Annotated in this window: 13 protein-coding genes; 11 read left to right on the top strand and 2 right to left on the bottom strand. The window is 57.3% G+C overall.

Annotated features, from left to right (window positions below; all coding sequences use genetic code 11):
* The first annotated feature begins 169 nt into the window (after positions 1-169).
* From ACT67G_RS11160 to ACT67G_RS11140, 5 genes are all read left to right on the top strand, one after another.
* Entirely contained in the window at positions 170-997 is an 828-nt protein-coding gene (locus ACT67G_RS11160; protein WP_443664284.1) for a VanW family protein, read from the top strand.
* 82 nt (positions 998-1,079) lie between these two features.
* On the top strand, positions 1,080-1,904 hold the full coding sequence (locus ACT67G_RS11155; RefSeq protein ID WP_443664283.1) for a permease prefix domain 1-containing protein: 825 nt from the start codon (positions 1,080-1,082) through the stop codon (positions 1,902-1,904).
* On the top strand, positions 1,901-2,542 hold the full coding sequence (locus tag ACT67G_RS11150; RefSeq protein ID WP_443664282.1) for a hypothetical protein: 642 nt from the start codon (positions 1,901-1,903) through the stop codon (positions 2,540-2,542). The genes ACT67G_RS11155 and ACT67G_RS11150 overlap by 4 nt, the downstream gene beginning before the upstream one ends.
* A 39-nt stretch (positions 2,543-2,581) precedes the next feature.
* Entirely contained in the window at positions 2,582-3,466 is an 885-nt protein-coding gene (locus tag ACT67G_RS11145; protein WP_443664281.1) for a permease prefix domain 1-containing protein, read from the top strand.
* Positions 3,463-4,083: a hypothetical protein gene (locus tag ACT67G_RS11140; RefSeq protein ID WP_443664280.1), complete on the top strand. Its 621-nt coding sequence runs from the start codon at positions 3,463-3,465 to the stop codon at positions 4,081-4,083. The genes ACT67G_RS11145 and ACT67G_RS11140 overlap by 4 nt, the downstream gene beginning before the upstream one ends.
* 75 nt (positions 4,084-4,158) lie before the next feature.
* Here ACT67G_RS11140 and ACT67G_RS11135 read toward each other — a convergent pair whose 3' ends face one another.
* A complete protein-coding gene (locus ACT67G_RS11135; RefSeq protein WP_325248034.1) occupies positions 4,159-4,281 on the bottom strand; it encodes a hypothetical protein in 123 nt (40 codons plus the stop codon).
* Between the two features lie 272 nt (positions 4,282-4,553).
* Between ACT67G_RS11135 and infC the strand changes: the two genes are divergently transcribed.
* From infC to rplT, 3 genes are read left to right on the top strand one after another with little or no spacing between them, the layout of a single operon-like run.
* Complete coding sequence (gene infC / locus ACT67G_RS11130) at positions 4,554-5,078, top strand: translation initiation factor IF-3 (protein WP_325248032.1); 525 nt, start codon at positions 4,554-4,556, stop codon at positions 5,076-5,078.
* A gap of 34 nt (positions 5,079-5,112) precedes the next feature.
* The gene (rpmI, locus tag ACT67G_RS11125) at positions 5,113-5,310 is read left to right on the top strand and encodes a 50S ribosomal protein L35 (protein ID WP_016323576.1); all 198 of its coding nucleotides are present in this window, start codon (positions 5,113-5,115) and stop codon (positions 5,308-5,310) included.
* Positions 5,311-5,344: 34 nt separating this feature from the next.
* Positions 5,345-5,695, top strand: coding sequence for a 50S ribosomal protein L20 (gene rplT / locus ACT67G_RS11120; protein ID WP_295585668.1), 351 nt, complete (start codon positions 5,345-5,347; stop codon positions 5,693-5,695).
* A gap of 132 nt (positions 5,696-5,827) precedes the next feature.
* Here rplT and trmB read toward each other — a convergent pair whose 3' ends face one another.
* Complete coding sequence (trmB, locus tag ACT67G_RS11115; RefSeq protein WP_443664279.1) at positions 5,828-6,874, bottom strand: tRNA (guanosine(46)-N7)-methyltransferase TrmB; 1,047 nt, start codon at positions 6,872-6,874, stop codon at positions 5,828-5,830.
* Positions 6,875-7,244: 370 nt separating this feature from the next.
* On the opposite strand from trmB, the gene ACT67G_RS11110 reads away from it, so the two are divergent.
* From ACT67G_RS11110 to ACT67G_RS11100, 3 genes are all read left to right on the top strand, one after another.
* Positions 7,245-8,084 (top strand): 3-hydroxyacyl-CoA dehydrogenase family protein, encoded by an 840-nt coding sequence (locus ACT67G_RS11110; protein ID WP_443664285.1) that lies wholly within the window; start codon positions 7,245-7,247, stop codon positions 8,082-8,084.
* A 38-nt stretch (positions 8,085-8,122) separates the two neighbouring features.
* A complete protein-coding gene (locus tag ACT67G_RS11105; RefSeq protein ID WP_325248025.1) occupies positions 8,123-9,265 on the top strand; it encodes an acyl-CoA dehydrogenase in 1,143 nt (380 codons plus the stop codon).
* Between the two features lie 20 nt (positions 9,266-9,285).
* Positions 9,286-10,015: electron transfer flavoprotein subunit beta (locus ACT67G_RS11100; protein ID WP_443664278.1), on the top strand; the 730-nt coding region annotated here is incomplete at its 3' end.

Genomic DNA, 10,015 nt, shown 5'->3' with positions numbered 1-10,015 from the left:
TAAGCTCGTTTCTGCCCACAATACTTGGCTGGCGACGGCCCGGGAAGATAGGTAGCGCCAACACCACAAGCGAGAGCCTTTGGGCTCTCGCTTCTTTTTTATTTGTTGCTTATTTGAGAGGATTTGTGAAGCCGATATGTGCTATGCTGGCCCAAAAGGAGGAATTATAATGGTAGATCCCAAAAACCGCCAGCTTCGGCCTCCAATCCCCCGCAGCTGGCTGCGCCTGCGGCTGGGAAAAGCCTATTATGCTGGGAAGCGCTATTTACTATGGTGTTCTCCTCGATACCATTGGGCCTCCCAACGTCAGAGCGTATCCCTGCCGTATATACAAACCTCTCACGCTACGCCGCTCTATCGACATTTGCGCGGGGAGGAGATGGAACTGCAGAAAAACAAAGTCGTCAATCTGCAGTTGGCTGCTGCGCGGTTAAACGGAGTAGTGCTTCGTCCGGGGGAGACATTCAGTTATTGGCGTTTGATTGGGAAACCCTCCCGCAAAAAAGGATATCGTGAGGGTATGGTGCTGTTCCTTGGCCGGATCGGCTCCGATGTGGGAGGGGGGCTGTGTCAGTTATCCAACCTGATTTTCTGGATGACCCTGCATACCCCGCTGACCGTGGTGGAGCGCTACCGCCATTCCCACGATGTCTTTCCGGACAGTAACCGCACCCAGCCCTTTGGCAGCGGTGCGACCTGTGCCTATCCCCACCGGGATCTTATGATCCGCAATGATACGGATCAGTGTTTCCAGTTATGCGTGCGGGTGGGGGAAACCCACCTGGAGGGAGAATGGCGGGCAGAGGTTCCGCAGAAAGTTCAGTATGAGATCCTGGAGCGCAATGCCAGGATGGATCAGGCCTCTTGGGGAGGATATATCCGCCACAACGAGTTGTTTCGTCGAGTATTTGATTTGGATGGAACGCTGCTGAGGGAGGAGTTCCTCTTTGCCAATGACGCCATTATGATGTATTCGCCCCTGCTGCCGGAAAAATAGAAGACTCACTTGACAAGCCTCGACTATCTATGCAATACTAAACATAGATAGTCGAGGCTTGTTTGGCGGGGAGGTACAGTCAATGAATGATTTTCGCAGTTGGCAGGCTACAGCGTTGGCCCAGGTGCGATTCAAGCCGGATCGGGAGTCTATTGCCCAGGAGCTGACCGCTCACTACGAGGATCATGTCCAGGATCTGGAGCGGCTGGAATATCCCACGGAGCTGGCGCGACAGCGGGCATTGGATGCCATGGGGGACCCGGAGATCGTGGGCAAGGCCTTGGACCGGGTTCATCAGCCATGGCTGGGCTGGTTGTGGATGGTCAGCCAGGTGGCTGTGACGGTGTGCCTAGCGCTGGTGCTGGTATATGCCACCGGCTACTGGCAGAATGTGGCGGAGGATCTCCGCTTTCCGGAGAAGCCGGATGAGATGGATGAATATGAGCCGGATGGATTTCACTATGATCCCACAGCCGCCTGGACCCGGGAGGCGGTGACCGCAGGAGGCAGCGTGGACCGCTGTGGATATCATATTTCCGTTCCCTATGCCGCTTTGTGGGGAGATGGAAATGACGGTCCTTACTATGCGGCCTCCATACTGCTGACTGTGGAGGATGGGCGATTCTGGGATGGCGGCCCGGCTCCGGCACTCCGGCAGATGTCGGCTGTGGATGATGAGGCGGGGCAGTACACCAGCTCTATGGAATACTTTGACTATACCGTAGAGGAGCGGCGCGCCCGCTGGGGCGGCTACATACAGGTCGGTCCCCAGGAGAAAACACCCTTCTACGAAACTTATTGGGTGACCATTTATTTCCAGAATGGATTTCGTCCTCAGTGGCTGGAACTGACCTGTGAGAGCGGAGAGGGCTTTACCTTCCGCCTGGAGTGGGAGGATGGGAAATGAGGATTCCACGACTGAACCGAAAACAGAGGATTCTCCGCAATTTTACAGTGATAGCCCTGGCCCTGTTCCTGACAGCATGGATGCTGGATTTCCCTTGCTGGACGCAGTCAGGGCTGCTCCGCCGAGCGGAGCGTCAGCATCTGATCGTCCCGGGAACTTCCCAGCCTCTGTGCAGGAGGGACGGCACCCTCTATGCCTGGACGGGAGATCGGATTCTGAATGTCTATTATGAACGGACCCCTCTTGGCTTTTGCCTGACCAATACGAAGCAGGAGAAAGTGGGGGAGTGGTATTCCCTGAAGTGTGACAGGTCTGGACGGCGGGAGAACTTGTATAGCTACCCGGTATTTACCCTGGTGGGACGGCTGGAAGGAGTCGCCTCTGCGGAACTGGAAGTAACGGCGAGCCTGCCGGAGGTGCAGTTTGTGGGGACCTATTTGATCCGGGGAGAGCGGGAGGAGAACAACTGCTTTACCTTTTCCCTGATGCGCAAGACCCTGCCGGAGAAGGAGAGCCTCTTGGCTCAGCAGGAGAATCAGCTGTTCAGGGGCTGGTTTTCAGGCGACTCCACGACCCTGCGCCTATACGACGCTGACGGAAAGCACATTGAGGAGCGGGTGTATGAGGAGTTCCCGTAAGAGAAGGAGAAATGCACGGATATTCCGGGAGGTAGGCACATGGAAAACTTTCGGGCCTGGCGGGCTACGGTACTGGCACAAGTGCGCTTCTGGCCGGATCGAAAAGACATCGAAAAGGAATTGACCGCCCACTACGAGGATCATGTCCGGGACCTGGAGCGGCTGGACTACCCATGGAAACTGGCAGAGCAGCAGGCGTTGGATGCCATGGGAGATCCGGAGGAAATCGGCAGGGCTCTGGACCGGGTCCATAAGCCCTGGTTAGGCTGGCTGTGGGTGGCCAGCCGGGCGGTGCTGATTTTGACACTGGTGACGGCCCTGTTCCTGGGGGCGGAACCGATGGGGCAGTGGCTCCACCGGGCAAAAAATACGTTCTTTCCGCCGGAGGATTTGGGAATGTACCAGGAGGAGCTGTCTCCCTATCAGACAATCAATCAGGAGGCGGGCCGAGAGGTCTATGAAGTGCGGGGCGCTCTGACCGGGGAGACCGTCCCAATAGGGGAGGACTATACGCTGTCCGTGGTGAAGGGCTGCTGGTGGGGATATCAGGATCAGTTCTGGCAGGGCCAATGCCTGCTGCGGCTGGAGCCGGAGCACTTCTGGTACGGTTGTCCGGAGGACGTCCGGGATGATTTGATTCTGACTCTCAGCGACGGGACGGTGCTGCACAATCAGAGCGTGGGCCTCAGCGGACGGCCCAGCAAAATGACTTCGGAGTGGTTCAGCGCCTATTATCCTGATAACAGAGAGCCTTGGTTCGGCCACGCAGGGAAGACCCACACCGTCAGCAGTGCGGATCTGGGGGGCTGGTATGTCATGCTGAAATTCTCCGCAGGGGAAGTCCGGCAGGCGGAGTGGATGGAGCTGAGCTATCCCGCCGGGGACTGGACCATGCGGCTTTATTGGGAGGAGGCGGAGCCATGAGGCGGAGGAGAACATACGCCAACCGGAAATGGCGGATCCTTCGGAATCTGCTGGCGTCCGCTCTGGCGCTGTGGCTGGTATGGGTGCTCTCCGGCACACCGGCGCTGACCTATGAGATGCTGCTGCGGGAGACTGCCCGGGAAAATCTGGTGGGGGATGTAACCGTCCTCTATGATGAGCCCTGGCTCCGGGATGGGCAGGAGAAGCGGCGGGTGGCTTACCTGCAAAACGGGGATTGTTTCTGGACATTGCGATACACCGCCTGGCCCTATGAGGGCTATACAGATCTGGTGGGCGCTGACGGCGGCGTCCTGGTGCTGCCCAGCCGGGAGGGGCCTTGGATGCTGGCTATGGGAGCGCCGCAAGAGGCAGCGTCGGCAGAGCTGTCCTGGGCCATTCTGGGAGCGGATGGTACGCCAGTGGCCCAATTTCAAGCACAAGGCGTCCAGGCAGCGCCGGGGGTGTGGCGGTTTACCCTGCCGGAGGGTGTGACGGAATGGGAACAAGAGCGGCAGGAAGCTTTACAGCAAAATTCCTGGCCCCAGGATGAATTCGTTTATGTTCTTCAGGTTTTTAACCGAGACGGGGCCCTTTTGTCAGATCACGGCTGCCCGTAATTCCGCGATATGAGGGACCGGACTGCGGGGCGATAGGAAAAGGGCGGCATCTGGATGATGCCGCCCTTTTCCGGGTCATCTGCAGTTTTCCTTCTGGTTCTTCTGGTTGCTGGTGCCCCGCTGTTCCTTCTGGTTCTTGCTGCTCTCGCGGGTAGCATTCTGCTGCTCCGTTTTGCGGCTGTTCTCACGCTCGCTCATGGAATCCCTCCTTTCAGCGATTGGGTACAGCGGTTATTCTTGCCGGGATCAGGGAGAATATACATGATTTTTTGGGATTTTTCCCTTGACAAACAGCCATCTTACTGATACAATAGTCGAGCAAAAACAAAGAAGGCCGGTTGCATCCGCCTCACCTCCCGCTTCAGGCAAAGAGGTCAACAACGTTGTGATCAGACCGCCGCAAGGTGGTTTGTTGTTGCGCGGATGCCAGATCGGTGTCCGCGTTTTGTGATTTTTAGAACGGAGGTGCTTTGACCATAGCTAAGTTAGTGCATGAACTCAACGAGGATATCCGCGACAAGGAGATCCGCCTGATCGGCGATGACGGCGAACAGCTGGGTATCATGGCCCCGTCGGAGGCTCTGCGGATCGCCGATGAAAAGGGTCTGGATCTGGTGAAGATTTCTCCCCAGGCCGTGCCGCCTGTGTGCAAGCTGATGAACTACGGAAAGTTCCGCTTCGAGCAGAGCAAGCGGGAGAAGGAAGCCAGAAAGAATCAGCATGTGGTGGAGATCAAGGAGATCCGGATGTCTCCGGGCATTGACGTGGGCGATTTCAACACCAAGCTCAAAAACGCCCTGAAGTTCATCGCCGACGGCAACCGGGTCAAGGTCTCCGTCCGTTTCCGGGGCCGTGAGATGGCCCATACCGACATCGGCCGCGACCTGCTGGATAAGTTTGCCGCCCAGTGCGCCGAGACCGCGAACCTGGATAAACCCGCAAAGCTGGAGGGCCGGATGATGTCTATCTTCCTCTCTCCCAAGGCTGGAAAGTAATCTGATTTTTCAATACACGGAAGGAGCTACCATTATGCCTAAGCTGAAGACCCATAGCGGTGCCAAGAAGAGATTCAACCTCACCAAGACCGGCAAGGTCAAGCGCGCCAAGGCTTTCAAGAGCCACATCCTCACCAAGAAGGACACCAAGCGTACTCGTCGCCTGCGTGCCGGCGGCTATGCCGACGCCACCAATGTGGACGCCGTCCGCAAGATGATCCCTTACAAGTAAGATACGAGACGTTTAGAATAGGAGGATATTTACAATGGCTAGAGTCAAGGGCGCGATGATGACGCGCAAGAGAAGAAATAAAGTTCTGAAGATGGCCAAGGGCTACTGGGGTTCCAAGTCCAAGCACTTCCGTGTTGCCAACCAGGCTGTCATGAAGTCCCTGAGCTACGCTTACACCGGCCGTCGGCTGAAGAAGCGTGACTTCCGCTCCCTGTGGATCACCCGGATCTCCGCCGCCTGCAAGATGAACGGCATGAACTACTCCAGCTTCATGCACGGCCTGAAGGTCGCTGGCATCGAGATCAACCGCAAGATGCTCTCTGAGATGGCCATCAGCGATCCCGCTGCGTTCACCCAGCTCACCGAGATTGCCAAGAAGGCCTGATCCCGTTTCCCACATGCATCAAACCAGCGCTCCGAACCTTCGGGGCGCTGGTTTTTATCTCCTGACGGAATGATAACATCCCAGCACCGACAAAACCGCCCCCTGCCAACAGTTTGGCAGGGGGCGGTTTGTTTATGCTTTGGAGGGCTTGCAGAAATAAGGGCCGCAGCCGTCCTCGTGGGTTTGGGCATAGGTCCAGGTGAAATCCTGATCCACCACGTACCAATCGGCACCGGGAACGGCGCCCTGATCTGTGGGCAGAGCCGCCAATTCCTCCAGCGTTACCGGACGCACCAGAGGTATGTCCGCCGGGGGATACTCATAATAAAATAAGTATAGTTCCTCACTGGCGTGCTCCGCCAGCGCCTTTCGGGCCTCCTCACCCTCCAGGCAGGGAACCAGCTTCCAGGAGAAGAGATGCCAGAGAAAATTCCCCTCCGCCAGTACCCGTTTGCCCAGATCCTCCTCGGACACACCGTCGGCAAAGGTGTCCAGCCAGCGGTTCTTTACGGTTTTGATGTCGGTGGGGAAGGGCTCCACCCAAGGTACCATGGTGCCCACCAGACGGTTGATGGGTTGTCCAAGCTCGTAAAACTTCGCCTCATAGTCCGTCATGACGCCCACCGGCCCGCTTTCATGGAGGTTCCGGGTGACTTCCGAGAGTTCAAAGCCAAAGCGGGGAAGTTCCTCCACGGAAAACTCAAAGAGAGGCTGGTTGTCCGTCTTGAAGTGGATCTGTCCCCCCTCTTTCAGCACCTGACGGTATAGACGCAGAAAATTCCCGTGAGTCAGGCGCCGCTTGGCGTGACGCTTGCTGGGCCAGGGATCACAGAAGTTGATATAGATCCGGTCCACCTCACCGGGAGCGAAGAAATAGGGCAGCTGATCGGCATTGGCGTCCACAAAAAAGACATTGGTGAGGCCCGCTTTCACGCACCGCTCCATGGCCACAACCATGGCGTCCGGCACCATCTCTACCGCCAGGAACAGCACATCCGGCTCTGCAGCGGCAGTTCCCGCGGTAAAGCGTCCCTTGCCGCAGCCCAGTTCCAGCCGCAGCTCCCGGGCCTGGGGCATCAGTTCCCGCCAATGGCCCCGGTGATCATAAGGATCCCGGATCAGACGGTCACTGCACCGCTCCATCCGGGGGATCAGATTCTTCTTTTTGCGCATCCGCATATAAAAACCTCCAAGAGGGTCAAAAAATTCCACAAGAGCTTGTGGTATGTGCGGTTATTGTACCACAGGAAAGAGGCGGTGTAAATGGATGACCAACAGAAAGGATGGGGGCATCAGGGGGGAGCATGTTAAGCGATTAACAAAATTGTATAAATTTTAACGAGTATTTTGTATGAAGTGTAAAAAAGCAAAAAAGGGGCCGTAGGAGCGAAAATTGGACTTGATAATTCGCAGGCAGGCCCCTATAATAAACATTGTGAGTAAATTAGCAATGTCGTAATTTGCTCGTTTTTCCCCCATGGTCCGATGGTCGGACCGGTTACTGTGAAGCAGATATGAGGATGACACAATTATAATAACAGGAGGAACGATCATGAAAGTTGCTATTTTTGGCGCAGGTACCATGGGCAGCGGCATCGCTCAGGTGTTCGCGGCGAAGGGCCATACGGCTCTGATGTATGCCAGCTCCGTTGCTTCCGCTCAGAAGCACAAGGATAAGCTGGCCGCGTCCCTTGCCAAGCGCGTGGCCAAGGGCAAGATGACCCAGGAGGCTGTGGATGCTCTGCTGGCCAACGTGCTGGTGGAGGAGAAGTCCGCCTGCGCTGACGCCGATCTCATCATCGAGTGCGTCAAGGAAGACATGGCCACCAAGAAGGAGCTCCTGGCTGAGCTGGACGCCATGTGCAAGCCCGATGCCATCTTCGCTTCCAACACCTCTTCTCTGTCCATCACCGAGATGGGCAACGGCCTGAAGCACCCCGTGATCGGCATGCACTTCTTCAATCCCGTCCCCAGCATGAAGCTGGTGGAGATCATCCGGGGCGCCAATACCACTCAGGAGACCTTTGACTTCGTCTACAAGCTCTCTCAGGAGATCGGCAAGGATCCCGTTGAGGTTGCCGAGGCTCCCGGCTTCGTGGTCAACAAGATCCTCATCCCCATGATCAACGAGGCCATCGGCCTGGTGGAGACCGGCGTTGCTTCCGTGGCTGACATCGACAAGGCCATGATGCTGGGCGCTAACCATCCCATGGGCCCCCTGGCTCTGGGCGACTTCATCGGCCTGGATGTGTGCCTGGCCATTATGGAGACCCTGTACAACGAGACCGGCGACTCCAAGTACCGTCCCGCGCTGCTGCTGCGCAAGATGGTCCGCGGCGGCCTGCTGGGCAAGAAGACCGGCAAGGGCTTCTATGACTATTCCAAATAACCTGGCATAAACCCCAGAAAGAAAAGGAGTAATTTTGTATGGATTTTCATCTGACAAATGAGCAGCAGATGCTCCGCAAGATGTACCGCGAATTCGCCGAGAACGAGGTCAAGCCCTTGGCCGAGGAGATCGACGAAGAAGAGCGCTTCCCCATGGAGACCGTCGAGAAGATGGCCAAGCTGGGGATGATGGGCATCTACTTCCCCAAGGAGTATGGCGGAGCCGGCGGCGACGTGCTCTCCTACGCCATGTGCGTGGAGGAGTTGGCCAAGGTCTGCGGCACCACCGCAGTCATCGTGTCTGCTCATACGTCTTTGTGCTGCGCCCCCATTTTTGAAAACGGCACTGAGGAGCAGAAGCGCAAGTATCTGCCCGACCTGCTCTCCGGCCGCAAGATCGGCGCTTTCGGCCTGACCGAGCCCAACGCCGGTACCGATGCTTCCGGCCAGCAGACCACTGCTGTGCTGGAGGGTGATCACTATGTGCTCAATGGCTCCAAGTGCTTCATCACCAACGGCAACGTGGCCGATACCTTCGTTGTCTTCGCCATGACCGACAAGACCAAGGGCAACCACGGTATCTCCGCTTTCATCGTGGAGAAGGGCTTCCCCGGATTCTCCACCGGCAAGCACGAGAAGAAGATGGGTATCCGCGGCTCCTCCACCTGCGACCTGATCTTTGAGGACTGCATCGTTCCCAAGGAGAACCTGCTGGGCAAGGAAGGCAAGGGCTTCAAGATCGCCATGCAGACCCTGGACGGCGGCCGTATCGGCATCGCCGCACAGGCTCTGGGCCTGGGCGAGGGTGCTGTCAACGAGGCCATCAAGTACACCAAGGAGCGTGTCCAGTTCGGCAAGCGCCTGAGCCAGTTCCAGAACACCCAGTTCCAGCTGGCCGATATGCACTGCCGTATGCAGGCTGCCCAGTACCTGGTGTATGCCGCTGCCTGCAAGAAGCAGCTCCATGAGGATTACTCCATGGACGCTTCCATGGCTAAGCTCTTTGCGGCTGAGGCTGCTTCCGATGTCACCCGCCGCGCCGTCCAGCTCTTCGGCGGCTATGGCTACACCCGTGAGTATCCCGTGGAGCGCATGATGCGCGACGCCAAGATCACTGAGATCTATGAGGGCACTTCCGAGGTTCAGCGCATGGTCATTTCCAGCCACCTGGGCGTGAAGTAAGATAGGAGGTAAAGGTTAAAATGAAGATCATTGTTTCTATTAAGCAGGTACCCGATACCTCCGGTAAGGTGGCAGTCAATCCCGACGGTACCCTGAACCGTGCATCCATGCAGACTATCACCAACCCCGATGACATGAACGCCCTGGAGGCCGCCCTGGAGATCAAGGACGCCACCGGCTGCAAGGTCATCGTGGTGACCATGGGCCCCGCTCCTGCCGCCGGCATGCTGCGTGAGGCTCTGGCTATGGGCGCCGATGAGGCTGTCCTGGTTTCCGCCCGTGAGTTCGGCGGTTCCGATACTTACGCAACCTCTCAGATCCTGGCCGCTGCCATCAACAAGATCGGCGTGGAGAAGGACGACATCGTCATGTGCGGCCGTCAGGCCATCGACGGTGATACCGCTCAGGTGGGTCCCCAGATCGCCGAGAAGCTGCACCTGCCCCAGGTGACCTATGCCGCCGACATCCAGAAGGACGGCGACACCATCACCGTCAAGCGGATGCTGGAGGACGGCTACATGACCATCAAGGTCCACACTCCCTGCCTGATCACCTGCATCAAGGAGCTGAACACTCCCCGCTATATGAGCGTCGGCGGTGTGTTCGAGGCCTATGGCAAGCCCCTGACCACCTATGACTACGAGGCACTGAAGGACGATCCCCTGATTGACGCCACCACCATCGGCCTCAAGGGTTCTCCCACCAACATCTTCAAGAGCTTCACGCCTCCCCAGAAGGGTGCCGGCATGA

Source organism: Dysosmobacter sp. (assembly GCF_052306735.1).
GTDB lineage: Bacteria > Bacillota > Clostridia > Oscillospirales > Oscillospiraceae > Oscillibacter.
This window is presented reverse-complemented; position numbering and strand designations above follow the sequence as displayed.

Excerpts from the sequence above, each read along its gene's own strand:
- ACT67G_RS11160 (WP_443664284.1), top strand. The coding sequence starts at position 170 with ATGGTAGATCCCAAAAACCGCCAGCTTCGGCCTCCAATCCCCCGCAGC.
- ACT67G_RS11155 (WP_443664283.1), top strand. The coding sequence starts at position 1,080 with ATGAATGATTTTCGCAGTTGGCAGGCTACAGCGTTGGCCCAGGTGCGA.
- ACT67G_RS11150 (WP_443664282.1), top strand. The coding sequence starts at position 1,901 with ATGAGGATTCCACGACTGAACCGAAAACAGAGGATTCTCCGCAATTTT.
- ACT67G_RS11145 (WP_443664281.1), top strand. The coding sequence starts at position 2,582 with ATGGAAAACTTTCGGGCCTGGCGGGCTACGGTACTGGCACAAGTGCGC.
- ACT67G_RS11140 (WP_443664280.1), top strand. The coding sequence starts at position 3,463 with ATGAGGCGGAGGAGAACATACGCCAACCGGAAATGGCGGATCCTTCGG.
- ACT67G_RS11135 (WP_325248034.1), bottom strand. The coding sequence starts at position 4,281 with ATGAGCGAGCGTGAGAACAGCCGCAAAACGGAGCAGCAGAATGCTACC.
- rpmI (WP_016323576.1), top strand. The coding sequence starts at position 5,113 with ATGCCTAAGCTGAAGACCCATAGCGGTGCCAAGAAGAGATTCAACCTC.
- rplT (WP_295585668.1), top strand. The coding sequence starts at position 5,345 with ATGGCTAGAGTCAAGGGCGCGATGATGACGCGCAAGAGAAGAAATAAA.
- trmB (WP_443664279.1), bottom strand. The coding sequence starts at position 6,874 with ATGCGGATGCGCAAAAAGAAGAATCTGATCCCCCGGATGGAGCGGTGC.
- ACT67G_RS11105 (WP_325248025.1), top strand. The coding sequence starts at position 8,123 with ATGGATTTTCATCTGACAAATGAGCAGCAGATGCTCCGCAAGATGTAC.